Origin of the sequence: Roseateles noduli (assembly GCF_050626985.1) — a bacterium.
In the GTDB taxonomy this organism is placed as follows: domain Bacteria; phylum Pseudomonadota; class Gammaproteobacteria; order Burkholderiales; family Burkholderiaceae_C; genus Roseateles; species Roseateles noduli_A.
The window spans coordinates 2,394,687-2,419,761 of the sequence record NZ_CP192463.1; the positions used below are offsets into that span (position 1 = coordinate 2,394,687).

The window sequence follows — 25,075 nt, forward strand, 5'->3', positions numbered from 1 at the left end:
TCGTCACGACTGCGCCCTCCGGATGACGATGTCGAGGCGAATTCTGCGCGCCGGTCGCTCCGTCGCGCTGCTCCGTGCGGGCATCGCTCGCTGCCAAACGCTTGCGGCGGGTTTCCACGGACGCGAGGCGGGCGACGGCCCGACAGACTGGCGATCCCTTCCCAACGGGCGCCGCCAGTGACTGCCAACGACCGCCTCCCCGGCGACTCGTCACGACGAGCGCCGGCGCTTGTCCCCCAGGAGTTCTTCGCCGCCGACGCGGCCGGTATCCCGCTGCGCGCGATCTTCGGCATCGCGGGGGAAGCCGCCGACGGCGTGTCGACGGACCGCGCCCTGCTCATCGCGCAGGCCTGCCTCAGCGGCTGGCTGCGCCACGCCCATTTCGGCGATCTGGAACTCGTGCCGTCGGCGGAAGAGTTCACCCGCATCGAGACGCGCCGCCGGCTCGTCTTCTTCGAGGTGGCCGCTGTGCTCGCTCGGGTGGAAGCGGCGCAAGGGCGATTGGCCTGACAGGACCATTCTTCGGCCTTGCGTCCACGGCCATCACTGGCACCCTGATGCCCATCAGATCGCATGGCGTGAGGTAGATTCCTTCGACTTCAGCGGACCCGGACATGAAGGAACAGATATCACCGTCAGAAGAGGATCGGCAGCTCGGCAACTTGGTCAAGGCTGCACTGGCTCTGGTCCTCATGGTGCTCATCATGTTCTGGTGGTGGAACTATCCGCTTCCCAGCGGCAAGCGGCCCGACCTCTTCGACTTCGTCCAGTTCTTCGGGCGCGAGTTGCTGTTCGTCATCCCGCTGATCCTGGTGGCGGTGATCCTTGCCGTGGTCGCAGCTTGGCGCATCTGCGCCCGAGGATTGAAACGATGGGGTCGAGCTCGAAGCGACTAGGACGAGCCCCATCCAGCCGCCTTACGCGTCGGTTCACCGGCGCCATCCGCAGGCCGTGACACGCCTTGCCGATTGAACGGACGATTCGATTACAACGCTGCAAGCGCTCTTCCCTCACGGGCAACGAGCATCCAGACCCCGCAGAGCATCGGATCAAGGCCGCCCCATGAAGATGTACATCCTCGTACGAGACGACATTCCCCTCGGATTCGCGATGGTCGCGGCCGCGCATGCCTCCCTGGCGGGATACCTCAAGTTCCGTGACACCCCCGAGGTGGCTCGCTGGCTGGATCCAGGTCCGTTCTTCAAGGCGGTCTGCAAGGTGAGCGCCAAGGAGTTCGAACAGGCCAAGCAGGTCGAGGATCACGTCGTGCTCACCGAGTCCGCGCTTGGTCATCAGGAAGTCGCGATCGCTTTCAAACCGCGCGAGGAATGGCCCAAGATGTTCCGCTTCCTGAGGCTCTATCGCGACGCGCCGATTCTCGGCAACGACCCAAGCCAAAGTCCCTGATGAACAAGTCCAAGCCGCCGCTCTATCGCAAGGAGAACACGACCGCGCACACGATGCGCAGCTGGCATCGGGCTCGCGATTTCGGTGATGCGCGGAACACCAAGGCGGAGCAGACATCCGAAGCCAATCGCCGCCCCATGCATGGCAAGAAGCAGCGTGGCCGCGACTACACGCCGCTCTATCGGTTCCTGCTGTCCAAGGTGGGCCAACCCTGGTCGGCCGTCCATTCGGAGGCCATCGGAAGACTCGATCGCGCCGATCCGATCTTCTGGATGGTCGCGTTGCGCGAGGAAGATCGGGAGGACTATGTCTGCACCGGCGAATCGACCTACTTCAGCGGCCTCTACGTCGATGACGACGGTGTCCTGCGCATCGTGAATCCCGAGTTCGGTCCGTCCACGCTGGCGCCGACCTGCCGCTGCTGCACGCACACGTTCAACGGCGTGCCGTTCACGAAGCAATACCGCCATCCGGGCGAGTGAACGCGGCCCGACTACCCCTTTCGCGGTAGCCCCTTCGCGCAGTCGTTTCCCCGCTCGCATCTCATTACCCACCGTCACATCCCTCAGGATTTCAGGTTCGTAAAGTCGCCTCGCCCTCATCAGCGGAGCTTCACGAACATGATCGGACTGGACACTTCCAAGCGCCACGCACGCTCGCCACAAGCGACCTTGGACCGACGTTTCCGATGGACGCTCACGCCCATCCTGCTGGCCGCGTTGATGGCCTGTGGCGGTGGCGAGGGACTCGACCCGCGCGTCGCCGCACAGGACGCGGCGCCCGCGCCCGACGCGCAGGACGACGGCGATCGCGCCACGATCCAGGCCAAGGCCCCCGCGAAGTTCCGGCACCCGGGCATCTTCATGAGCCAGGCGCGGCTGGACACGTTCAAGGCCTCGGCCAACTCCCCGTCCGGAAGCGGCATCAAGACGGGTTATGCCGTGGTCCTCGCCGACTCGCGCAGCAACTACACGTATGCGCATCAGGCCCTGACCACCGTGGAGGTCGTCGGCAGCGCCCGCGGTCCGCAGGAATCGCGCTTCAAGAACGATGCGATGGCCGCCTACCTCAACACCCTGCGATGGGTGAAGACCAACGACGTGCGCCATCGCGACAAGGCCGTCGCCATCCTCAACGACTGGGCCACGACCTTCCGCGGCTTCACCGTCGCCTCCGGCACGAACGCCGCGCAGGTCCAGCTGGAAGCGGCGTGGATGCTGCCGGTGTGGATCAGCGCCGCCGAGATCCTGCGGCATCACGGCGGCGGCCTGGGCAACTGGCCGGCCGCCGAAGTCACGCGCTTCAACGGCTTCGTGGACCGCCTCTACACCGAGACCGCCAAGGCGCAATCGCGCGTCAACAACTGGGCCGTGTCGGCCGCGCTCGGCATGATGGCCACCGGCGTCTTCCAGGACAACCCGACACGCTATGCCGCGGGGCTGACGCGGCTGATCGAGATGATCCCGGTGTCGATCTACGGCAACGGCGAGATCAACGAGCTGAAGGCCCGCGACTGCTGGCACCCGCAGTACAACCTGATCGGCATCGCGCAAGCCGCCGAGATGGCCGCGAACCAGGGCGACAGCTCGGTCTGGATGCACAAGCCCAATGCCAAGGACGCGCTGCCCCGTCTGGCCATGGGCCTGGAGTACATGGCCAGGTCGTTGAACAACGGATCAGGCGTGCGCGACTGCCGCAGCTATCACACCGAATCGGGCTACACCGAACTGGCGCTCAACGGCTACGTCAGCCGCGGCGTCGCCATCCCCAACTTCCAGTCGTACGTGCGCTCGCATGGCCCCGACCAGGGCGGGTTCGAGTTCCTCGGCTGGACCACCGCCACCCACGGCACCGACACCAGCGGGGCCACGCCGCCACCGCCGCCGCCTGCGCCCGCCCCTTCTCCTGCCCCTTCTCCTGCGCCGTCCCCAGCGCCGTCTCCTGCTCCGGCACCCTCTCCAGCGCCCTCACCGGCCCCGGCACCGTCGCCCGCACCGGCCCCTTCGCCCGCGCCCGCGCCCGCGCCGAGCTGTCCCGCGTGGAGCGAAGGCAAGACCTTCAACGTCGGCACCGTCGTCAGCTACCAGGGCAAGACCTACAAGGCCCTGGTCACGCACACCGCGTGGGCCGGGGCCGGCTGGAACCCGGCCTCGACACCCACCCTGTGGACGCCGACGGCGGCCGGTTGCGGGACCTCGACGTAGGTCGGACGGCGTCGCTCCATCCGCACAAACCTCCCCCTCAGGGTGACCAAGGTCGCCCCGCCGCTGAGGGATACTCCCTCGCGACGGTCGACTTGGACCGTGCCTTTCGTGGAGCAGCGCCATGGGCCTGATGGACTTCATCAAGAAACAGTTCATTGACATCATCCAGTGGACGGAGGACGACAACGGCGTCCTCGCGGTCCGCTACCCGATGCAGGACTTCGAGATCCAGTACGGCGCCTCCCTCACCGTCCGCGAATCGCAGATGGCCGTCTTCGTCAACGAAGGCAAGGTCGCCGACGTGTTCGGCCCCGGCATGTACAAGCTGACCACGCAGACGCTGCCGGTCCTCACCTACCTCAAGAACTGGGACAAGCTCTTCGAGTCCCCCTTCAAGAGCGACGTCTACTTCTTCTCCACCCGCCAGCAGGTGGACCAGCGCTGGGGCACCACCCAGCCCGTCACCATCCGCGACAAGGACTTCGGCGCCGTGCGCCTGCGCGCGTTCGGCAACTACTCGTATCGCGTCGTCGATCCGAAGAAGTTCCACACCGAGATCTCCGGCACCCGCGAGCGCTACACCGTCACCGAGCTCGACGGCCAGCTCCGCGGCCTGATGCTGCAGCACATCTCCGACGCGGTCGCCCAGTCCGGCATCCCCTTCCTGGACCTCGCCGCGAACCAGGTCGAGTTCGCGAAGGCGCTGATGGAAGCCACCGCGCCGTCCTTCGACGCGCTCGGCCTCAAGCTCGAGATGGTCACCCTGCAGAACGTCTCCCTGCCCGAGGAGCTGCAGAAGATCCTCGACCAGAAGATCGGCATGGGCATGATCGGCCAGAACATGGGCCAGTTCCTGCAGTACCAGACCGCGCAGGCCATCCCCAAGCTCGCCGAAGGCGTGGGCTCGGGCGGCGGCGGCATCGCGGGCGATGCGATGGGCCTGGGTGCCGGGCTGGCGCTCGGCCAGACCATGGCGCAACAGCTGCAGCAGGGCCTGACCGGCGCCAACCAGGCGGCCGCCCAAGCCGCCGCTCCCGTGCAGCCGCAACCCGTCAGCGCCAGCGCCGACGAGGTGCTCCTGCTGCTGGAAAAACTCGGCGACCTCAAGGCCAAGGGCATCCTCACCGACGAGGAGTTCGCGACCAAGAAGGCCGAGCTGCTCAAGAAGCTCAGCTGACGCCACCCGGCGTGTCTCGTTCCGGGTCCTGATTGGCTACCGCTTCCCCCCAACGCCGCTGGCAGGCGCACTGCCCGAACTGCGGGGCGCCGGTCGAGTTCGCCTCGGCCGCGTCCGCCAGCGCGGTCTGCAGCTATTGCCGCTCCACGCTGCTGCGTGAGGGCGACGCGCTGCGCAAGATCGGCACCAGTGCGGAACTGTTCGAAGACTATTCGCCGCTGCAGCTCGGCGCCGCCGGGCGCTACGCGGGCGCGGGCTTCGTCGTGGCCGGCCGGCTGCAGATGGCCTATGCCGACGGCAGCTGGAACGAGTGGCACATCCTCTTCGACGCCAGCGCCGACCAGCCGCCCCGCAGCGGCTGGCTGGCCGAGGACAACGGCAGCTTCGTCATCAGCTTCGAGGCGCCGCTGCAGGAACCCGCGCCCGATCCCGCCACGCTGCGCCCCGGCGGGCTGCAGATGCTGGCCGGCACGGCGTGGCAGGTCGCGTCCATCGTCGATGCGACGCTGGCCGCCGCCGAAGGCGAACTGCCGCACCCGCCGCAGCTCGCGAAGAGCTACCCCGTCGTCGACCTGCGCAACACCGCCGATGAGGTCGCGACGCTGGAATACGGCGACCCGGCCCAGCCCACCTGGTCGATCGGACGCGCGGTCCAGCTCGCCGACCTCGCGCTGACCGGGCTGCGCCAGGAAAGCGGCGCCACGCTGCAATCCAAGGCGCTGCCCTGCCCCAACTGCGGCGCGGCGCTCGAACCGAAACTCGGCACGACGCAGTCCATCGTCTGCGGCCAGTGCAAGTCCGTCGTCGATGTTTCGAAAGGCGCCGGCGCCGACCTGGCCGCCTATCGCCAGAACACCGGCGGCGAACCGCAGATCCCGCTCGGCACGACCGGCATGCTCGCCATCGAGGGCGGCACGCCCAAGCCCTGGCAGGTCGTCGGTTACCTGGAGCGCTGCGACCTCCCCGAGTCCGGCGAGGACGAACAGACCTTCTGGCGCGAGTACCTGCTGTTCAGCCGCATGGAGGGCTTCGCCTTCCTCGTCGACACCGAGGACGGCTGGAGCGTCGTGCGCCCGATCACCGGCGCGCCGTCGAACGCGGCGGCGAAGTCCGTCCGCTACAAGGACAAGGACTTCAAGCACAAGTGGACCTACACCGCGAAGGTCACCTATGTGCTGGGCGAGTTCTACTGGCGCATCAAGCGCGAGGAACGCGCCCTCGTCCGCGACTACGAATGGCGCAACGGCACCCGGCTGGAGCTGCTCAGCAGCGAGCAGGCCGGCAACGAGGTCACCTGGAGCCACGGCCGCGCCGTGGACGCCGCGGAGGTGCGCCGCTTCTCCGCGCTGCCCGAGGACAAGATGCCGGCGCTGCGCCGCGACGTGACGTCGGGCATGGACCAGGGCAAGCTGCTGCGCAACATCATCATCGGGATCTTCATCATCGCGGTGCTGTTCGCGATGCTGCGCGCCTGCAGCAAGGATGATTGCGACCGCTACAAGGACACCTACGGCGAGACCAGCGCCGAGTACCAGCAGTGCAAGCGCAGCAGCCGCGGCTCCGGCGTGGGCTACGTGGGCTCCAGCGGCGGCTCGTACGGCGGTTACAGCAGCGGCGGCGGCGGCCACAAGTAGTCACCAGTCTCACCCAGAGTCACCCAGAGTCATCACGACGACGACGGCAATCGCGGAGACACTCCGGCAGCTCGGATCTCCGCCCGCCGTTCCCCACCGACTTCACGTCCGACATCAGGACCGATCAGGAGAACGACATGGAAGGTTTCGAATGGCTCAAGCCCGCGATCGTGCTGGGCTCCATCCTGTACGCCCTCATCGGCGTGCTGGTGTTCTGGATCAGCTTCGTCATCATCGACAAGCTGACCCCGTACAAGCTGTGGGAAGAGATCGTCGAGCACAAGAACATGGCCCTGGCCGTCGTGGTCGCGGCGATGTGCATCTCCATCGGCCAGATCGTCGCCGCGGCGATCCACGGTTGAACTGAACAGACCTTCATGCGCTCCTTCGTCCGATCCGTTGCCCGCTCCGCCGCCCCGCGCGCGTCGACTATGTCGACCGCGCTGGCCGCGCTCGCCGTCCTGGTGGCGGCGGCCGCCGGTCCCGCGTCCGCGCAGCAGCAGACCTACAAGCCGCCCCCGCTGCCGAAGCCGTCCGGCATCGCGCCCAAGGGCGACTTCACGAAGGACCTGCAGCGCGCGCGGCCGGAGGCGGACCCGGGCCAGGCCGCCGGCAATGAAGGCTCCGACGAGGCCTTCCGCGCCAAGGCCGAGGCCGACGCGATCCGCAAGGCCAACGCGGCGGGCCGGCACGACCTGATCAAGCGCACCGGCTCGCGGCTGGTGCTGCCCACCGTGTCGGGCCGGCCGGAGATCTTCGACAGCGTCTGGCCCAACGCCAGCGGTCACAGCGAAGCCGCCTACGAGGACTACCGCTTCGACGGCCTGTCGCCGGATCGCGAGTTCTTCGTCGTGCGCGCGACCTACTACGAGAGCAGCGACGTCATCTGGGTCTCGCGCCAGGACGGCGAGCGCTATCGGCTGCGCGCCACGCCCAAGGCCTCGCCGGACGGCAGCCTGCTCGCGGTCGTCAGCGCCTCCGAGACGACCGACTTCAACGGCGTCCTGATCTGGGAGCGCGCGTCGAGCCGGCTGGTCGAGAAGTTCCGGCACGAGCCCGGCGATCGCTATGCGCTCTACCGCTTCATGCGCTGGAAGGACAACCGGACCATCGAGCTCGAACGCACCACGCAGGGCGATCCCCTCACCTGCCGCGACGCGATGGAGGAGACGCTGGTCGTGCTCACGCGCGAGGGCGACAACTGGGCGCTCAAGGACGTCACGGCGCCGCGCTGCAAGCGCTGACCCGCCCGTTGGAGGGGTCCGACCTCACGACCTGACCCCGCCCGGGGGCAGGTCTTGTCACCATGCGTAACGTGTGTGGGCCAGCGCACGGAGGCCCTTTTAGACTGCGGCGCCTGGTCACCCCGTCCCCCCCCCCGTTCCGCCCGCGCCCGCGCCCGCGCCTTCGTCCGATGTTGTCCGCCTCGCCCGCCGTTCCGGCTGCCCTGACAGCCGTTCTCCCGGCCGCCGCTTCCGTCATGGTTCCCGCCGTCCGCGTCGGCCGCGCGCTTCGCGCCGCCATCGCGGTCGCGCTCATGCTCACGAGCGTCGTCGCCGAGGCTTCCTCCAATGCCTGGCCCGCACCGCCCCGTCCGGGCGCTTCGGTTGGACTCGCCCCGCGCGGCATGCTGTTCGCGCCCTCGTCCGCGACCGCGGGCGGCCCCGTCGCCGAGGAAGGCTCCGACGAGCAGTTCCGCGCCGAGGCCGAAGCCGAGGTGCTTCGCCGGCTCGGCGTGGCCGCGCGCCGCGATGACCTGCGCCTGTGGCTGCCCGTCGCCAAGGGCCGCCCGGTGGTGCTCGACAGTCAGCGATCCGATCCCGCCGATCCCGCACTGCCTTCCGTCGATTTCCGCCTCGACGGCCTGTCGCCCGACGGCCAGTTCTACGTCGTGCGCGCAACGCTGCCCGCCGGCAGCGAACTGCTGTGGATCTCCCGCGCCGACGGCACGCGCTACGAGATGCATGGCAACGTCAACCCGTCGCCGGACGGTCGCCACCTGGTGGTGACGCACGCGTCGCCGGGCCAGGAGTTCAACGGCGTGGTCCTCTGGAGCCGCGAGGACGGCCGCCTCGTCGAGCGCTACCGCTTCCAGCCCACGCCGGAGCAGACCGCGATCAGCTTCCGCTTCATGCGCTGGCGCGACGCGGATACCGTCGAGCTGGCGCAGTTCGCCGAGGTCGATGCGACGACCTGCGACCTCGGCACGCTCAGTTCCACCGCGCTGCTGTCCCGCAAGGGCGAGCGTTGGATCCTGCGCAGCGCCAGCGGCCAACGCTGCGATCGCTGAAGCGCGGAGGCGCGGAGGCGCGGAGGCGCGGAAGCATTGAAGCCCGATGGGGAGCACCACCGCGCGGCGCGCACTGGCGCGGCATCGCCTTATCACGTTCTTCAGTCCCGTCCGGACATCCGATCACCCGGGAATTGCATCCAATGTGACGCCCGGTAATCGAACTTGTAACAGCATCGGGCGCGGACCTAGGATTTCTCCATCCTCCCTCCAGGTCCGACCATGAACCGACAAGAACAAGCTTCCCAAACCGTCTGCTCCGGCGCCATCGCCGCCGTGACCGCGTCGCGCCCCTCGCTGGTCAAGCGCGCGATCGCGTCCACGCTGATCGCCTCCTGCACGCTGATGGCGCTGCCGATGCACGCGAGCGCGCAGGTCGTGCCGACCGACGCGCTGGTGCAGCCCGCCGCGCCCACCGGCACCGCCGCCGACAGCCGCGTCCGCGTCAACGCCTTCTTCGCCCGCGAGGACGTGCGTCAGGCCATGGTCAAGGAAGGCGTCGATGCCGGCGCCGCGCAGGCGCGCGTGGACGCGATGTCCGACGACGAGATCCGCGCGCTCGACGGCCGCATCGCCGAAGCCCCCGCCGGTGGCGAGGTGCTGGGCATCATCTTCACCGTGTTCGTGATCCTGCTGATCACCGACATCCTGGGCTTCACCAAGGTCTTCCCGTTCACGCGATCGATCCGCTGAGGTCTTCATGTCGATCATGCGGCCCGTCCGGCTCGTCCGCTCCGCGCGGACTTCCCGCTCGCTGATTCCGCTGGCCGCGCCGATGCTGGCGCTGGCGCTGCTGCTGGGCGGTTGCGCGGGCACGCCGCCGCAGCTGCAGGCGCTGGAACGGCAATGGCCCGCCGACCTGCCCGCGCGCGTGGACCTGTCCGCGAAGACCCCGTTCATCGCGCAGGACGACTACGAGTGCGGCCCGGCCGCGCTCGCGATGCTGCTGCGCACGGCGGGCAAGTCCACGACCGTCGAGCAGTTGAAGCCGCAGGTCTTCCTGCCCGGCCGCAAGGGCTCGCTGCAGACGGAGATGCTGGTCGCGACGCGCCGCCAGGGCCTGCCGGCCTACGTGCTGCCGCCGCGGCTGGACGCGCTGCTGGCCGAGGTCGCCGCCGGGCATCCGGTGATCGTGTTCCAGAACCTGTCGCTGGACGTCGCGCCGGTCTGGCATTACGCCGTCGCCGTCGGCTACGACAAGCAACGCCGCACGATCCTGCTGCACAGCGGCAAGACCGCGCGGCAGGAGATCGAGCTGCCGGTCTTCGAGCGCACCTGGGCGCGCGGCGACTACTGGGCGATGACGACGCTCCCGCCCGACCTGCTGCCGGCCTCGCTGGACGGAGCGGGAACCGGTGCCGCGCTGGCGGCGCTTGAACGTCTGGACGCGCCGGCCGCGCGCAAGGGCTACACGGCCGCGCTGACGCGCTGGCCCGGCGAGCCCGTGCTGCTGCTGGGCGCCGGCAACACCGCCTACGCGGCCAAGGACCGCCGCACCGCCGCCAGGCACTACGCGCGGCTCACGGACGTGCGGCCCGACCTGCCCGAAGGCTGGAACAACCTGGCGCAGGTGCTGATGGAACAGGGCGAGCGCTACAAGGCCTCGCTCGCGATCGAGCGCGCGGTCGCGCTCGGCGGCCCGCGCCTGGAGCAGTACAAGGCGCTGCAGAAGAAGATCACCGCAGGCATGTGACGGCACGGCGGCCTTGCGCGCCGGCGCCGTGAGGCGTGGCCGCGCGATGTTGCGCGCGCCGCTTGGCCTGAGACGCTCATCGAGCGCCGAAGGACATGCCAAGCCGCGCGGCGCGGCCCTGATTCAGGGCCTGAAATCGATCGTCCGCTGCGCGGCCTCCAAGGCCGCGTCGGCCGCATAGCTCCAGGTGTCGAAGCTGCGTTCGAGCTCGTGCCAGTAGCCGTTCAGCTCCGGCTTGCCGCCGCTCGCGGCGTGCGCGGCAATCACCAGGTAACGGGCCCGGAACGGCGGTGCCTCGCCGACGACTTCGCGGACGAACCAGCGTCCGTTGTGACTCTCGACGCCCCCGACGGCATCGGTGTGGTCTGGCTTGGCTGACATGAGGACTCCTTTTGCGTTGTGATCGGATCCGCAACCCGCTGGCAAGCGGGTTGCGCCTTCACGCCTTGGCAAGTTTCCCTCCAACCGTCGCCCGGCGCCACGCACGCCGACGGTGTTTTACCCCCGCATTACAAGGGCGGCCGGCAAGCGCCCGGCGGGGCGATCCGCGAAGCAACTTCCACGCCGGAAGTGTCGGGATTCATTACACCCGCTGACCCCTGCTCCAGGGACAACCGCCGCAAGTGCTTGAGGCACCGGGAATTCGCACCCAATGGCTTGGATGTTGCTTCCCCTCTCCGTTTCCTGGCCTCCCGCCAACGACCACAAGAACGACTGTCCGAGAGAGAACCCCCGATGAAGCGCTCGACCCTCCTTCCCCCGCTCCGCGCCGCCCTGACCGCCACCCTGCTGTGCGCGACCGCCGCAGCCGCGCAGGCCTCGGTACTGATCCTCGGTGCGCCCGTGCAGGCGGGCAGCCTGGCCGACGTGCAGTCGAAGATCACGGCCACCGGCGTGGTCAGCGGCGTGGTCGACGTCTTCAACGTCGCCACCGGCACCCCCACGCTCGCCATGCTGACGGCCTACGACGCCGTGCTGGTCTACAACGAAAGCGCCACCGTGCCCTTCGCCAGCGCCCTGCAGCTGGGCAACGTGCTGGCGGACTACGTGGACCAGGGCGGTGGCGTCGTCGAAGCCGGCCTGTCGCACGCGACGGCCGGATTCAAGGGCATGCAGGGCCGTTTCGTCTCTGCCAACTACGACGTCTTCAACATCAACAACAACCAGAACTCCTGCGGCGGTCTGGGCCAGGTGATCCGTTCGGACAGCCCGCTGATGCATGACATCGCCAGCTTCAACGGCGGCGCGTCCGCGCTGTGCTACCGACTCACCCCCAAGGCCGGCGCCGATGTCGTGGCCCTGTGGAGCAACGGGCAGGCGCTGGCGGGTTACCGCATGGATCACAACGGCGTGGTCGTCGGGCTGAACATGTTCCCCACCTCCAGCGACGTGTCGCCCGGCGGCTGGAATCCATCGACCGATGGCGCGCTGCTGATGGCCAATTCGCTGGCCTTCGCCGCGGGTGAACTGCCGGAGCCGGGTTCCCTGGCGCTGCTGGGCATCGCCGCGCTGGCGGCGGGCGTCGCGGGCCGCCGTCGCACCAGCGCGCTCAAGGCCGCGGCCTGAGCTCGTTCGCCTGAGCTCGTTCGCCTGAGTTCTGACGGCTGAAGGACGCGGACCCTGAGGGATACTGCGGCGCATGTCCACGCCGCCGACCTTCAGCTTCCCCGTCCCGCCCCCCGATCTCGTGATCACCGAGGACGAGCGCGCCGCGCTCTACTTCCTCCCCCAATCGCCCGGCGGCATGCCAGTCAGCGAGGAGATGCAGCAGCGGCTGCAGGACAAGGGCCTGGCGACGGCCATCCGCGAGGACGGCCGCCGCTGGCTCACCGAGCTCGGCGACCGCGCGCGGCTGGGCAAGATCTGACCCCGTCGACGACGGGGCACCGCATCGGCGCCTTCGACCAACAGGGCCTATCCGGTCGCTCCGGCCGATCCCGGCGATCCCGCCGATGCGACCTCTCGGCCGCACCGGATCGATGCGCCTCAGCGCCGCTCGTACTGGGTCTTGCCGAAGAGCACTTCGCGCGCCTTGTCGTCGACCAGCGGACGGCGCTTCTCCGCCAGCACCTCGACGGCGCGGAGCACCGCGGGCCGCTTCGCGATCTCGTCGAACCAGCCTTTCAGGTGCGGGTGGTCCGACATCTCCACGCCCTGGTTCTTCGCGCCGCGCAGCCACGGGAAGATCGCCATGTCGGCGATGCCGTACGCCGGCCCCGCGATGTACTTGCTGCGCGCCAGCCGCCGGTCGATCACGCCGTAGAGGCGTTTGGCCTCGTTGGTGTAGCGGTCGATGGCGTACTCGATCTTCTCGGGGGCGTACATCCGGAAGTGATGCGTCTGGCCCAGCATCGGCCCGACGCCGCCCATCTGGAACATCAGCCACTGCAGCGCCTCGTAGCGGCCGCGCGTGTCCGGCGGCAGGAACTGCCCCGTCTTGCCGGCGAGGTACAGCAGGATCGCGCCGGACTCGAACAGCGAGATCGGCTGCCCGTCCGGCCCGTCGGGATCGACGATCGCGGGGATCTTGTTGTTGGGGCTGATGGCGAGGAATTTCGCATCGAACTGGTCGCCGGCGCCGATGTCCACGGGAATCACCCGGTAAGGCAGGCGGCACTCTTCCAGCATGATGTGCACCTTGTGGCCATTGGGCGTGGGCCATGAATACACTTCGATCATCAAGCGTTCTCCGTTCGGGCGCGAAGCCCTGTTCGTCCACATGTCGATCGACCACTCCGTCGACGCTTCAATGCACGGACCCCGGGCCCCACGCGCATCGTCCCGCCTCATGGTAATCAAACAAATCAAACAGTGGTTCGCCGCCCGTGCCAACGCGGCCCGGTGGCGTCCCTTGAGCGAGTGGGCCTCGGAACGCGGCGGCCAGTTGCGCCACGCCCGCGACGGGCGCGGCTTCGTCATCGACCTGCCCCGCACGCTGCCCGGCCTGACCCGCATCGAGTGGGGGCCCTCGCAGCGCAGCTACATCGACGGCTTCGAGCTGCGCATGCGCTGCGAGCTCAAGATCAATCCCGACATGCAGATGATGCTCATCGAGCGCAAGCTGATGGAGCGGCTGGAGAGCAGCGTCTTCGAGGCCTACACCGACACGCTGCGCACGCGCGTGGACACGGATACGCCCGAGGAGATGCGCTGGCTGGTGATGTTCCCGAAGCACTCGCAGATGGAGTCCAAGCTCGTGCGGCAACGCTTCGGCGCGGTGGGCATCAACCGGGAGCTGGTCATGGCCTGGCTCGACAAGGACCTGTCCGAGCGGCTGGCCCAGGCGACGCAGGACATCCTCGTGGAGGGACGTCCGTTCGTGCTGCTGAGCCTGCGCGGCAACGTGTATCTGCGCACGTCGATGTCGGAGCCGTCGATGGCGGAGCTCCAGGCGCTGACGCGCGTGCTGGAGGCCGCGGCGCTGAGCGCGCAGGCAGTGCATCAGCGTCTGGGCGACGGCGGACCGTGGCCGACGACCACGTCGGTGGCCTGGCACAGCCGGCCGTCCGAAGGGGATTACGGCTCGCCGGCCTGAGAGTCGCCGCGCCTTCCTACTCCCTCTCCCGCAAGCGGGAGAGGGAGCAAGAAAGTATCGAATCTAGGCGAAGAGATCGGCCGCGCCGGCCACCGCCTCGGTGCAATCGATCAACCGGCCCTGCCCCGTGATGAAGGCGCAGCGCACCGGCTCTCCGGGCTGCAGCGCCATCACGGCCTCGCGGTAGCGCCACAGCTGCTGGATGTACTCGGGATTGCGCTGCGGCGCCGGGTGGAGCTTGTAGTCGAGCACCCACCACGTGCGCACGCCCGCGCCGTCGCGGCGGCTGACGAGCCGGTCCAGCCGCATGTCGTGGCCGCTCCAGCTGAGCGGCACCTCGTTGCCGTGCCAGTCGAGCGCGGCGGCATCGAAGAACGGCGCGCAGTCCCCGCTGCCGAGGATCGCCCGCACGCTGCGCTCGAGGCGCTCCGTGCGGCGCGCGTCAAGGCCGTACATCTGCGCCGCGGCCGCCATCAGCCGGTCCAGCGCATGCGCGCCGCCTTGTGGCCCGCTGTGCCATTCGAGCACGCGATGCAGCGCCTCGCCGAGCGCGGCGCTGTCGTCGACCTCGTCGGGACTCTGGCCGACGTCCGCGCCGGCGTTCGCCACCTCCGGCGGCAGCGGCTCGACCCGCGGCAGCACCTTGAGACGCGCGACGTCCTCGTCCGGCACGCGCAGGCCATCCGCGACCTCCGGCACCGCCATCGCCTCGGCCTGCGGCTGCACCCGCGTCCACCACGTCCCCGATGAGCTCTGACGCTTCGCCGGCGTGCGACTGAGCAGCAACCGGTGCCGCGCGCGCGTCATCGCGACATACAGCGCGTTGAGCTCCTCGCGCTGGCGCTGGTCCTTCTCGTCGTCGAGCAGGGCCTGCAGCGACGGCGGCGGCTTCGCCTCCGACACGAGGAAGGCCACCGTCCGCGGCACGGCCTCCTGCACCGGCCAGGAGATCGCCAGCGCCATGCTCTCCGAGCGCGCCGGGCCGGCCTCCGCATCCATCAGGATCACGACCTTCGCCTCCAGCCCCTTGGCGCCGTGCACCGTCAGCAGCTGCACGGCATCGGGCTCGGCAGGCGCCGCCAGCTTCAGCGCGCGGCTCTTCAGCGCGCGGACGAAGCCGTACAGGCCGGCATACCGGCCACCATCCAGCTCCAGGGCCAGCGCGAGCAGCGCCTCCACCGCATGCAGCCGCGCGCGGCGCTCGCTGGCAGGCACGGCAGCCGCCAGGCGCGCCATCAGGTCGCCCTCATGAACAATCGCGTCGAGCAGGTCGTGCGGGCTGCGCAGGACCGCCGTCGACGCCCAGCGAGACAGCAACCCCTGCGCGCGGCGCAGCGGCTCGCGCAGGGCCTCGGGATCGGCTTGGAGGAGCGTCTCCCACCAGGTGCGGGTCGTCGGACCTTCCTGCTGCGGCGCTTCCAGAGGTGGGTCCGCAGGCGGGAAATCGCCCACCTGCTCCGGCTCAGCGGGCCCTCCACGGGGCATGGGGGATCCCTCCAGGACCCCCAAGCCCCATGCCGGTCCTGCAGCACTCGCTGCCTGCGTTGGTTCTCTGTCCGCGGGAGCCTGCTCCAGCTGCCCCAGATGCTCCGGCTCCAGTTGCTCCAGCTGCTCCAGCTGCGCCAGTTGATCCTGCTGATGCTGCTGAACCTGCTGATCTTGCCGCTCTTGCCGCTCTTGACCGAGCCACTTCACCGAACGTGATTCGGCGGCGAGCCACAGCAGGTCCGCCTCGCTCGCGCCGAACAGCGGACTGCGCAGCGCGTGCGCCAGCGACAGCTGATGGCCGCTCGACGCCAAGGCATCCAGCAGCGCCAGCAGATCGCGGACGTCCGGCGCGTCGAGCAGCGCCATGTCCTCCGGCGCCGCGTGCGCGATCCCCTGGCCCTTGAGGATCTGCGCGAGCACGCGCAGGCCCTCGCGCTTGCGCGCCAGCACGAAGATCTCGCCCGGCTGCGCCTCGCGCTTGGCCAGCAGATCACCGATGCAGGCGGCGATCCGCCCGGCCTCGGCCTCGCGGCGATGCAGCTCCGGCTCGCGCCGCGCTTCGGTCAGACTCGGGCGCCAGGTGCCCTCCTCCCGCGTCGTTTCGGTCGCTTCGTCATCGGAGGTCTGGTCGCCTGCGATGAAGAAGACACCGTCCAGCGGATCGCCACTCCCCGACTCCGTGGTGTGCGGGCGGAAACCGCTGTACTGCTGCGCCAGGCTCGCCGATTCGAAGACGGCGTTCACCGCCGCCAGCACCGGGACCGAGTTGCGCCGCGTGTGGTCGCACGCGAGCAGCACGCCGTCCAGGCCTTCGCGCACGAAATCGCGCGCCGCCGCGAAGACGCGGGGCTCGGCGCGGCGGAAGCGGTAGATGCTCTGCTTCGGGTCGCCGACGATGAAGACCGACGGCGGCCGCTGTCCGCTGGCGCCGCCGCCCGCGCCGACATAGCCGGACAGCCATGCGTGCAGCGCGTGCCACTGCAGCGGGCTCGTGTCCTGGAATTCGTCGATCAGCAGGTGCCGGACCTGGCTGTCGAGCCGCTCCTGCACCCAGCCCGACAGGTCCGCATCCCCGAGCAGGGCCAGCGCGCCGCGCTCCAGGTCGTTCATGTCGACGATGCCGCGCTCGCGCTTGAGGCGGTCGAACGCATCCAGCAGCGTCAAGGCCAGCGCGCACATCTGCTGGTGCCACAGGCGCGCGCGGTCCTGCTCGATGGCGAGCAGCAGCCGCTGGAGACGGTCCATCGCGGCCGACAACGCGGGCGAGTCGCCGAGGTTCTTGCGCGGCGCGCCTTCCGCCGTGAACAGCGCCTGGCGCACGCCGGCGAGCGCCTCCTCGTCAGGCAGCTGCAGCGCCTGCTCGAGCGCGGTCGCGCATTTCTTCGGCGTGACCTTGGTCGACTGGCCGAGCTCGATCGCGAGCGCCTGCAGCTCGCCGCGCAGGGGCGCGAAGGCCTCGATCGGCGCGGCGAATGCGGCAAGCTCGGGCACGACCTCGGCCGCCGTCGGCATGCTGTCCATCAGCCGGCCGTGCGCGTGGGCGAGGCGCAGTTCCACCCGCTTCTCGAAGGCCGACGTCAGCCAGTCCAGCAGCTTGTTGCGGCCGTGGATCAGGCTCAGGTCGCGGTAGATCGTCAGCAGCGCCTCGTCCTCGAGCACCGCGGCGTGAAAACGCTGCCAGAGCTCGGGCATCAGGTCACTTTCGTCCTCCAGCAGCTGGAGTTCCGGCGACAGGCCTTGCGCGCGCAGCAGTTCCAGCGGCGCGGCGCGCAGCAGCTGCGAGAACCAGGCGTGGAAGGTGCGGATCTCCACCGGACGCGCGTCCTGCAGCAGCCGTTGCTGCAGCGTGGCCAGGCGCGGCGCGAGGTCGACGGCCTGCGCCTGCGGCAGCCCGCGCTGGCGCAGGGCGAGCACGCGACCCGCGTCGTCGCAGTGGGCGAACTCGTGCAGCCATTCGTTCAGGCGCGCGCGCATCTCGCCGGCGGCCTTGCGGGTGAAGGTGATCGCGACGATGTCCTGCGGTCGCGCGCCGTCCAGCAGCGCGCGCAGGATGCGCGAGACCAGCATCCAGGTCTTGCCCGCGCCGGCGCAGGCTTCGACGACGACGCTGCGCGCCGGGTCGCAGGCCAGCTCGTAGAAGCGCTCGCGCGCGACCGGCGCACCGTCGAGCGTGTAGGCGGCGGCGCCCAGCGGGCCCGTCGTGGCAGCGTTCGTCATCGGAGCGTTCATCGGGGCGTTCATCGGGGCAATCGTCGGGGCGGTCACGGCGCGGCTCCATCCCAATCGTCGCGACGGCACAGGCCGCGCATCTCGCAGTAGGCACAGGCAACGCCCTCGCCCAATGCCGGCAGCGGATCGCCGGCGTGGATGGCCATCAGGTCCCGGCGCAAGCCGTCCAGCATCACGGCCGCCGTCTCTTCCACGTGGTCGTGCTCGATCTCGGCGATGCCCTTGGCGTCGTCCAGGGCCAGGTATTGCGCACGCAGCGGGCCGGGGTCTTGCAACTGGCCGACTCCCATGAGCACGGCGTAGACGGCAAGCTGTGTGTCTTCGAGCGGATTGGCGACCTTGTCCTTCAAGCCCTTCACGCTGCCGGTCTTGTAGTCGACGAGCAGCCGGCCATCGGGCGCGTCGTCGATCCGGTCGATGCGCCCGAGCAGCGCGAGTTCCGCGAGCGCGGGCTCGATCTCCGCCCAGGGACGCACGCGGCGGTCGACCTCGCCGCGTTCGAAGCGCTGGCCCTCGGCCTCGCGCTCAGCGAGCCAGCCGAGGTAGGCCGGCACGAAACGCGCGAAGCTCGCCGAGTACGGCAGGAACTCCGCCGGCGCCAGGCCCAGCTCGCGCATCTGGTCCTGCGCGGCGCGCTGCAGGCGGGCGTCGTCGTCGAGATGGGGATCGCGGCGCTCCACGCGCTCGGTGTGGAACTGATGCAGCACCGCGTGCAGCCAGGTGCCGTAGTCGCGCTTGTCGGCCTGGACGTCGAGCTCGCCCGCTTCGCGCAGGCCCAGCAGCACGCGGGCGAAGAACTGGTACGGGCATTGGCGCAGCGACTCCACCGCGCTCGCGCTCAGCGCGGAAGGCAGCCGACCTTGCGCCTGCGCGGCGGCGCGGTAGACCTGCGCGGCCGGCACGGTCGCTTCGAGGCGCGGATCGTGCCAATGCGGCAGCACGTGGCCGGCCGCCTGCAGCGCGAGGTCGAGCCGGTCCAGCAAGGGACTCGCCGCCAGCGGCTCGCTGCCGAGATGCCCGCGACGCAGCAGCGTGACCGCCGGCGCGCGCAGCAGCTGCGCAAACTGCCAGGCCAGCGCATGACGCTTGCCTTCGACGGTCGGCAGGCCGAGCTCGCGCGCGAACGTGTCGCCGATCAGCACCGGCCCCGGCGGCACCGGTCCCAGCGTCGCGGCGTCCGCGCCCGGCAGCACGATGGCGCCGAACGGGCGCAGCATCGTCCGCGCCAGCGGCGTGATCATGATCTGGAGGCCGCCTTCGAGCGGCGGCTTGTATTCGCCGGCCTCGAGCGTCTGCGACACCCAGTCGACGAACTCGGAGGCGGTCAGTTGGGCGCCTCGCAGGACCGCTTCGTGGCCGGAACCCGGCCAGGGCGTCTTGCTCAGCCACAGGGCCTCCAGCACCTGCGGACCGCCGGCGGGCTGGCGCTTGAGCTGCTCGTCGGCACCGAGCTGCTGGAGCGTCTGCCCCAGCGCGGCAATCCAGGCGTCGAGCGCCTGCGCGCCGCGCAGCTGCAGCGGTATCAGCGCCTCGCGCGCGGCCTCCCAGAGCCGCTCGCTGCCCGGAGGCAGACGATCGGCGCGCACCGCCTGCGGCGTGGACCAGCCGCGCTTGCGGCAGTGCGCCTCCAGCGCGCTCAGCGAGGCACTGCCGCCGCGCTCGCGCAGCGACGAGGCCAGCGGTGTCTTCAACCAGGCGAGCCAATCGTCGACGGTCGCCTCGCGACGCGCGGCGCGGAGCATCGCCATCAACTGGGCAGCCGGCGCGGTCGTCGCGAGGGTCCAGCCGGTCTCGTCCTGGATGCCCAGGCCCTGGCGCTCCAGCAGCGCGCGCACGCGCCGCAGCAGCACGCGGTCCTGCGCGATCAGCGCGACCGGCGCGCGGCCCGCCTGCAGGTGATCGAGCACTGACGCGGCGCTGCATTGCGCCAGGTCCTCGAAGTCGTCGCACACGGCCTGTTCGATGCGCCCGACCGGCGCGCCGCCGTCGAACGCGGCGTCCAGCGGCAGATCGGCATTCAGGCGCAGGCAGGGCACGCCGGCGGCCTCCGCGCTCGCGAGCAGCGCCTGCGCGAGCGGATCCGGCCCGCCGCACTGCAGGTGCAGCCAGGCGCTCGGACGCAGCGAGAAAAGCGCGTCGGTGGCCGGCGCGCGCGGGTCGGCCGCGGCCCATTCGAGCGCCACCGCCAGCAGCGCGCGCTCCAGGTGCCCGACGCCGCTCTGCAGCGCCAGCGCCGCCCGGCCTTGTTCCCAGAACTCATGGCGATGCGCCGGATCGCGCAGCGCGGCGGCCCGCGCCAGCGCATGCGCGGCTTCGACCAGCCGTTGCACCGCGGCGTCATAGGCGCGCGGATCTTCCTTGCGCAGCGCCTCGGCCCAGCTCTGGCCGCGCATCAGCGCGCGGGCGGCCAGCGCATCGATCGCGGCATCGCCAGTCAACTGGTCCGCCTGCGGCAGCGCGCTCGGCCCCAGCGCCGACGCGAGGCTGTGCGTGGTCTCGATGCGCGGCTGCCAGCGCGACAGCTTCATCCAGGCGCGCCGCGCCGGTGCCAGATGTTGCGCGAAGGGCAGCAGCAGCACGGCGTCCCGCGCGGACAGCCCGTTGGCCTCCAGCCAATCGGCCGCGCGGCGTGCGACGCCATCCCAGATCGCGGCGCTGGTGTGGGCCGGCGACAACGGAAAGTCGGCCGGCGACTGCGGAAAGTCGACCGGCGACGGGGGAAAGCCGACCGGCGGCGGAGACGTCATCGAGGGCGGCGGCGTGGTCGACAAGGCGGTGGGACTGGCGGTGACGATGGTGACAGTGGCGGCAGGCAACAGCGGCAACGGCGGCAACGGCGGCGGGCCCGGAGGCGCCGCCGAAGATTCCGCGCATCGCGACGATAGCGAAAACCAGGCGCCCGGCGGCTTGAGATCCGCCCGCGCACCTGCATGTCGGATGAGCGCCTACTCGGGCCGAGGTTTCCGGGCTTGTGTGAGAATCGTCTCACCCTGCAACCCTGGGGCCCCCGAGGCGGTACACATTGTCGCCCGGCTGGCCGCCCGTCCGTGGCATCCGCCCGGCAGGGACATCACGCAAGGACCATTCCCATGAGCAGCGAACAGATCAAACACATCTCCGACGCCTCGTTCGACAGCGACGTCATCCAGTCCGACAAACCCGTGCTGGTCGACTACTGGGCCGAGTGGTGCGGCCCCTGCAAGATGATCGCCCCCATCCTGGACGAAGTCGCCAAGGACTACGGCGACCGCCTGCAGATCGCCAAGCTGAACGTCGACGACAACCGCGAAGTGCCCGCCAAGTTCGGCATCCGCGGCATCCCGACCCTGATGCTGTTCAAGGGCGGCCAGCTCGCCGCGACCAAGGTCGGCGCGTTGTCCAAGGCCCAGTTGACGTCCTTCCTCGACGCCAACCTATAATGATTCCATTCGCCGGGGCCCAAGCGGTCCTGGCGAACAACTTGCCACCACGCCCTCCCGGGCCCAACGGCGTCTTCCGGACGCCGTCGATCTTCCGGGTGAGCGCGTGGACTCGGCGCCCAAGTCTCCACGCTTTCCTCAAGTCCGCCGCAACGCGGATGCGCGTCCCTTGGGCTCGCCGTTGTTTGTGTCTCTGGCCTTGGCAGGCCCTGGACGACAGACCGGGTCAAACCCCCCATGCATCTTTCTGAACTGAAGGCGCTTCACGTCTCCGCCCTGATCCAGATGGGCGAAGAGCTGGAGATCGACAACGTCGCCCGCCTGCGCAAGCAGGAGCTGATGTTCGCGATCATGAAAAAGCGCGCCAAGGCCGGCGAGCAGGTGTTCGGCGACGGCGTGCTGGAAGTCCTTCCAGACGGCTTCGGCTTCCTGCGCTCGCCCGAGGCCAGCTACATGGCCTCGACGGACGACATCTACCTGTCGCCCAGCCAGATCCGCCGCTTCAACCTGCACACCGGCGACATGGTCGAAGGCGAAGTGCGCGTGCCCAAGGACGGCGAGCGCTACTTCGCGCTGGTCAAGGTGGACCGCGTCAACGGCCTGACGCCGGAGGAGTCCAAGCACAAGATCATGTTCGAGAACTTGACGCCGCTCTTCCCGAAGGAGCAGTTCAAGCTCGAACGCGACATCCGCGGCGACGACAACATCACCAGCCGGATCATCGACCTGATCGCCCCGCTGGGCAAAGGCCAGCGCGCGCTGCTCGTCGCCCCGCCCAAGTCGGGCAAGACGATGATGATGCAGCATCTGGCGCACTCGATCGCGGCCAACTATCCCGACGCCCACCTGATGGTGCTGCTGGTGGACGAACGCCCCGAGGAAGTGACCGAGATGCAGCGCACCGTGCGCGGCGAGGTCATCAGCTCCACCTTCGACGAACCGGCCGCGCGCCACGTGCAGGTCGCGGAAATGGTCATCGAGCGCGCCAAGCGCCTGGTGGAACTGCGCAAGGACGTGATCATCCTGCTGGACTCGATCACCCGCCTGGCCCGCGCCTACAACAACGTGCTGCCCAGCTCCGGCAAGGTGCTGACCGGTGGTGTGGACGCCAACGCGCTGCAGCGCCCCAAGCGCTTCTTCGGCGCCGCGCGCAACATCGAGGAAGGCGGCTCGCTGACCATCATCGGCACGGCCCTGGTGGACACCGGCTCCAAGATGGACGAGGTGATCTACGAAGAGTTCAAGGGCACCGGCAACTGCGAAATCCATCTGGACCGTCGCATGGCCGAGAAGCGTGTCTATCCGTCGATCCTGCTGAACAAGTCGGGCACCCGCCGCGAGGAGCTGCTGCTCAAGCCCGAGATCCTCCAGAAGGCCTGGATCCTGCGCAAGCTGCTGTACCCGATGGACGAGATCGAGGCGATGGAGTTCATCCTCGACAAGATGAAGTCCTCGAAGAACAACCACGATTTCTTCGACATGATGAGACGCGGGGGCTGATTCAGCCCGGTCTCCGGACTTCACGGAAGCCGCCCCTGGGCGGCTTCTCTCATTTCAGCTATACTCCGCGTTTTTCCGCTGTCGACAAGTGCGCTGCAAGGGGCAGTGTGGCTGGCGGCACTGCAGCGAGGATTTTCAAATGGCCAAAGAAGGCATTCACCCCAACTATCGCGACGTGGTCTTCCTGGACCAGTCCAATGGTTCCCAGTTCGTGATCCGCTCGACGGTGCAGACGAAGGAATCGATCAAGCTGGACGACGGCCGCGAACTGCCGCTGGTCAAGCTGGAAACCTCCAGCGAATCCCACCCGTTCTACACGGGCACCCAGAAGAGCGTCGACAGCCTGGGCGGTCGCGTCGAGAAGTTCCGCAACAAGTTTGCGAACCTGCGCAAGAAGGCCTGAGCGGCCCTCCCCGACCGGATCTGATCCGGTCACCGCAAAAAGGCAGCCCCACCGGCTGCCTTTTTTCATGGCCGCTCCGGAGCCCGCCTCCGCCACGCCGGACGGAGGGGCGCGATGCGTCGTCGCGTCCCGGGACAGTGCTTCGCCCGCCTTTACCGCAGGGTGTCAGGAGACACGTCCTGAGCCCGCCGAAGCTGCGGCATGATGCGCACCGGCATCCACAACGACAACGAGACAGACGCGCATGAATCTGCCCACCCCGGCCGTCGTGGCCGAGCGCAGCACGCACCCGATCCCGCGCTGGGCCCTGCTGCTGCTGTGCGCCGCCTACGTGCTGCCCGGCCTGTTCGGCCGCGATCCCTGGCGCAATGCCGACCTCACCGCCTTCGGCTTCATCGCCAGCATCGCGCAAGGCCACGCGCCGTGGCTGCAACCCGCGATCGCCGGCCTGCCCGCGGATGGCGGTCTCCTGCCGTACTGGGTCGGCGCACTGGGCGTCAAGTTGCTGCCCTTCCTCGATCCCGCCGTCGCGGCGCGCATCCCCTTCGGACTGATGCTGGCCGCCGTGCTGGCGCTGGCCTGGTACAGCTGCCTGCACCTGGCGCGCACCGAGGCCGCACAACCGGTGGCCTTCGCCTTCGGCGGCGAGGCCCACGCGGTCGACTACGCCCGCGCCATGGCCGATGGCTGCCTGCTCGCGCTGATCGCCAGCCTGGGGCTGCTGCGCCTGGGGCACGAGATCACGCCGGAGATCCTCCAGCTGCTCGGCATCACGCTGTTCGTGTACAGCCTCGCGGCGCTGCCCTTCCGGGCCTGGAAGGCGCGGACGGCGATGCTCGTGGCGCTGCCGGTGCTCGCCACCAGCGGCGCGCCCGTCGTCGCGCTGGCGCTGGCCGTCGGCGCGCTATGGCTGTGCTTCCGTTCCACCTACGAGGACGCCCGCAAGTTCCTGCCCTGGATCCTCGCCGCGATGGTGCTGGCCGCGCTGGTCGCATGGCCGATGCATGGCTGGGCCTGGCGCGTGAAGGCCAGCGAACGCAGCGTGCTGGACTGGTTGCGCCTCCTGGGCTGGTTCTGCTGGCCGGCCTGGCCGCTGGCGGCCTGGTCGCTGTGGCGCTGGCGCGCCCACCTGATGCGCCGCCACCTGTCGGTGCCGCTGCTGGCCTCGCTGGTGCCCTTGCTGACCAGCCTGCTGATGGGGGCCGACGACCGCGCGATGCTGCTCGCGCTGCCGCCGCTCGCGGTGCTGGCCAGCTTCGCGCTGCCGACCTTCCAGCGCAGCGCGAGTGCCCTGCTCGACTGGTTCTCGGTCTTCTTCTTCACCGTCGGCGCCATCTTCCTGTGGCTGTACTACATGGCCCTGCAGATCGGCTGGCCGGCGAAGCTCCTTGCCAACGTCCGCAAGCTGGCGCAGGGCTACGAGCCGCAGTTCAGCCTGCTGACCTTCGTGGTGGCCGTGCTGGGCACGCTGGCCTGGTTGTGGCTGGTGCGCTGGCGCACCGCGCGACACCGTCACGCGCTCTGGAAGAGCCTCGCGCTGCCGGCCGGCGGCGTGGCGCTGGCCTGGCTGCTGGCGATGACGCTGGGCCTGCACACGCTGAACTACGCGCGCAGCAACAAGCCGCTGATCGACCGCATCGCCGCGCATGTGCCGGCGAACGTCGAGTGCATCGCCGCCCCCGGCCTCCCGACCCATGCCTTGGCGGCCCTGGAGTTCCAAGGCCACTGGAAGGTCGACGCGACGCAGGGCCTTGACCGCACGACCTGCCCCCTTGCGATCACCGTGCAGGCGGAAAGCACCCCGATGCCGCCGAGTGGCTGGCGCGTACTCGGCGTGGTCCGTCGCCCGACCGACCGTTTCGGCACTTACCTGGTCATGCAGAAGGATCGCTGATCAGCGCCCCTCCCGCGCAGTCCTCGATCCAACATCGAGCCAGCCCTCGGTCCCAGACCGTGAAAGTCCTCGGTGGTTCTGGGACGGGGATGCATGGGGTTTGGACGCTTGCCGTCCGGGCCCCATGCATCCGCGGCCAAGCGCGCCGACCTCCCGAAAGCAGAATGGCTCCGAGCGGAGCCATTCTTTCGTGGACGCTCAA

At 69.4% G+C, this 25,075-nt stretch carries 23 protein-coding genes; 19 read left to right on the forward strand and 4 right to left on the reverse strand.

Going from position 1 to position 25,075, the window contains the following annotated elements; all coding sequences use genetic code 11:
* Positions 1-177: 177 nt before the first annotated feature.
* The 12 genes from ACQ4L4_RS10440 to ACQ4L4_RS10495 all read left to right on the forward strand — a co-directional run bounded on the left by ACQ4L4_RS10440 (position 178) and on the right by ACQ4L4_RS10495 (position 10,405).
* Entirely contained in the window at positions 178-510 is a 333-nt protein-coding gene (locus ACQ4L4_RS10440; RefSeq protein ID WP_377154105.1) for a hypothetical protein, read from the forward strand.
* 104 nt (positions 511-614) lie between these two features.
* Positions 615-896, forward strand: coding sequence for a hypothetical protein (locus tag ACQ4L4_RS10445; protein WP_431104167.1), 282 nt, complete (start codon positions 615-617; stop codon positions 894-896).
* Between the two features lie 166 nt (positions 897-1,062).
* Positions 1,063-1,407, forward strand: a complete 345-nt coding sequence (locus ACQ4L4_RS10450; protein WP_431104168.1) for a hypothetical protein — start codon at positions 1,063-1,065, stop codon at positions 1,405-1,407.
* Positions 1,407-1,889 carry a hypothetical protein gene (locus ACQ4L4_RS10455; RefSeq protein WP_431104169.1) on the forward strand — a complete coding sequence of 161 codons (483 nt, stop codon included), beginning with the start codon at positions 1,407-1,409 and terminating at the stop codon, positions 1,887-1,889. The genes ACQ4L4_RS10450 and ACQ4L4_RS10455 overlap by 1 nt, the downstream gene beginning before the upstream one ends.
* 189 nt (positions 1,890-2,078) lie before the next feature.
* Positions 2,079-3,611: a carbohydrate-binding protein gene (locus tag ACQ4L4_RS10460; RefSeq protein WP_431104170.1), complete on the forward strand. Its 1,533-nt coding sequence runs from the start codon at positions 2,079-2,081 to the stop codon at positions 3,609-3,611.
* 121 nt (positions 3,612-3,732) lie between these two features.
* Complete coding sequence (locus ACQ4L4_RS10465; protein ID WP_431104171.1) at positions 3,733-4,788, forward strand: SPFH domain-containing protein; 1,056 nt, start codon at positions 3,733-3,735, stop codon at positions 4,786-4,788.
* 32 nt (positions 4,789-4,820) lie between these two features.
* The gene (locus ACQ4L4_RS10470; RefSeq protein WP_431104172.1) at positions 4,821-6,422 is read left to right on the forward strand and encodes a DUF4178 domain-containing protein; all 1,602 of its coding nucleotides are present in this window, start codon (positions 4,821-4,823) and stop codon (positions 6,420-6,422) included.
* A gap of 137 nt (positions 6,423-6,559) precedes the next feature.
* Entirely contained in the window at positions 6,560-6,784 is a 225-nt protein-coding gene (locus tag ACQ4L4_RS10475; protein WP_431104173.1) for a DUF350 domain-containing protein, read from the forward strand.
* 15 nt (positions 6,785-6,799) lie between these two features.
* The gene (locus tag ACQ4L4_RS10480; protein ID WP_431104174.1) at positions 6,800-7,666 is read left to right on the forward strand and encodes a hypothetical protein; all 867 of its coding nucleotides are present in this window, start codon (positions 6,800-6,802) and stop codon (positions 7,664-7,666) included.
* Positions 7,667-7,902: 236 nt separating this feature from the next.
* Positions 7,903-8,712, forward strand: coding sequence for a hypothetical protein (locus ACQ4L4_RS10485; protein WP_431104175.1), 810 nt, complete (start codon positions 7,903-7,905; stop codon positions 8,710-8,712).
* 222 nt (positions 8,713-8,934) lie between these two features.
* On the forward strand, positions 8,935-9,405 hold the full coding sequence (locus tag ACQ4L4_RS10490; RefSeq protein WP_431104176.1) for a PA2779 family protein: 471 nt from the start codon (positions 8,935-8,937) through the stop codon (positions 9,403-9,405).
* A gap of 7 nt (positions 9,406-9,412) precedes the next feature.
* Positions 9,413-10,405 (forward strand): PA2778 family cysteine peptidase, encoded by a 993-nt coding sequence (locus tag ACQ4L4_RS10495; protein WP_431104177.1) that lies wholly within the window; start codon positions 9,413-9,415, stop codon positions 10,403-10,405.
* 123 nt (positions 10,406-10,528) lie between these two features.
* On the opposite strand, the gene ACQ4L4_RS10500 is transcribed toward ACQ4L4_RS10495, so the two are convergent.
* The gene (locus ACQ4L4_RS10500) at positions 10,529-10,786 is read right to left on the reverse strand and encodes a hypothetical protein (protein WP_431104179.1); all 258 of its coding nucleotides are present in this window, start codon (positions 10,784-10,786) and stop codon (positions 10,529-10,531) included.
* A gap of 354 nt (positions 10,787-11,140) precedes the next feature.
* Here ACQ4L4_RS10500 and ACQ4L4_RS10505 point away from each other — a divergent pair, with 354 nt between their 5' ends.
* Together ACQ4L4_RS10505 and ACQ4L4_RS10510 are read left to right on the forward strand one after the other, a co-directional pair.
* The gene (locus tag ACQ4L4_RS10505; RefSeq protein ID WP_431104180.1) at positions 11,141-11,971 is read left to right on the forward strand and encodes a PEP-CTERM sorting domain-containing protein; all 831 of its coding nucleotides are present in this window, start codon (positions 11,141-11,143) and stop codon (positions 11,969-11,971) included.
* A 73-nt stretch (positions 11,972-12,044) separates the two neighbouring features.
* A complete protein-coding gene (locus ACQ4L4_RS10510) occupies positions 12,045-12,272 on the forward strand; it encodes a hypothetical protein (protein WP_377154078.1) in 228 nt (75 codons plus the stop codon).
* A 119-nt stretch (positions 12,273-12,391) separates the two neighbouring features.
* Here the strand turns inward: ACQ4L4_RS10510 and ACQ4L4_RS10515 are convergent, their stop codons facing one another.
* On the reverse strand, positions 12,392-13,084 hold the full coding sequence (locus ACQ4L4_RS10515) for a glutathione S-transferase N-terminal domain-containing protein (RefSeq protein ID WP_431104181.1): 693 nt from the start codon (positions 13,082-13,084) through the stop codon (positions 12,392-12,394).
* Between the two features lie 109 nt (positions 13,085-13,193).
* Here ACQ4L4_RS10515 and ACQ4L4_RS10520 point away from each other — a divergent pair, with 109 nt between their 5' ends.
* On the forward strand, positions 13,194-13,940 hold the full coding sequence (locus ACQ4L4_RS10520; protein WP_431104182.1) for a hypothetical protein: 747 nt from the start codon (positions 13,194-13,196) through the stop codon (positions 13,938-13,940).
* 63 nt (positions 13,941-14,003) lie between these two features.
* Here the strand turns inward: ACQ4L4_RS10520 and ACQ4L4_RS10525 are convergent, their stop codons facing one another.
* Complete coding sequence (locus tag ACQ4L4_RS10525) at positions 14,004-17,645, reverse strand: UvrD-helicase domain-containing protein (RefSeq protein WP_431104183.1); 3,642 nt, start codon at positions 17,643-17,645, stop codon at positions 14,004-14,006.
* Positions 17,646-17,689: 44 nt separating this feature from the next.
* Positions 17,690-20,473, reverse strand: a complete 2,784-nt coding sequence (locus ACQ4L4_RS10530) for a PD-(D/E)XK nuclease family protein (protein ID WP_431104184.1) — start codon at positions 20,471-20,473, stop codon at positions 17,690-17,692.
* 273 nt (positions 20,474-20,746) lie between these two features.
* Here ACQ4L4_RS10530 and trxA point away from each other — a divergent pair, with 273 nt between their 5' ends.
* From trxA to ACQ4L4_RS10550, 4 genes are all read left to right on the forward strand, one after another.
* Positions 20,747-21,076 (forward strand): thioredoxin TrxA, encoded by a 330-nt coding sequence (gene trxA / locus ACQ4L4_RS10535; RefSeq protein ID WP_088406647.1) that lies wholly within the window; start codon positions 20,747-20,749, stop codon positions 21,074-21,076.
* Between the two features lie 237 nt (positions 21,077-21,313).
* Positions 21,314-22,576 (forward strand): transcription termination factor Rho, encoded by a 1,263-nt coding sequence (gene rho / locus ACQ4L4_RS10540; RefSeq protein WP_067270357.1) that lies wholly within the window; start codon positions 21,314-21,316, stop codon positions 22,574-22,576.
* 139 nt (positions 22,577-22,715) lie between these two features.
* Complete coding sequence (locus tag ACQ4L4_RS10545; RefSeq protein WP_431104186.1) at positions 22,716-22,979, forward strand: type B 50S ribosomal protein L31; 264 nt, start codon at positions 22,716-22,718, stop codon at positions 22,977-22,979.
* Between the two features lie 244 nt (positions 22,980-23,223).
* A complete protein-coding gene (locus ACQ4L4_RS10550) occupies positions 23,224-24,873 on the forward strand; it encodes a hypothetical protein (protein ID WP_431104188.1) in 1,650 nt (549 codons plus the stop codon).
* Positions 24,874-25,075 lie beyond the last annotated feature (202 nt).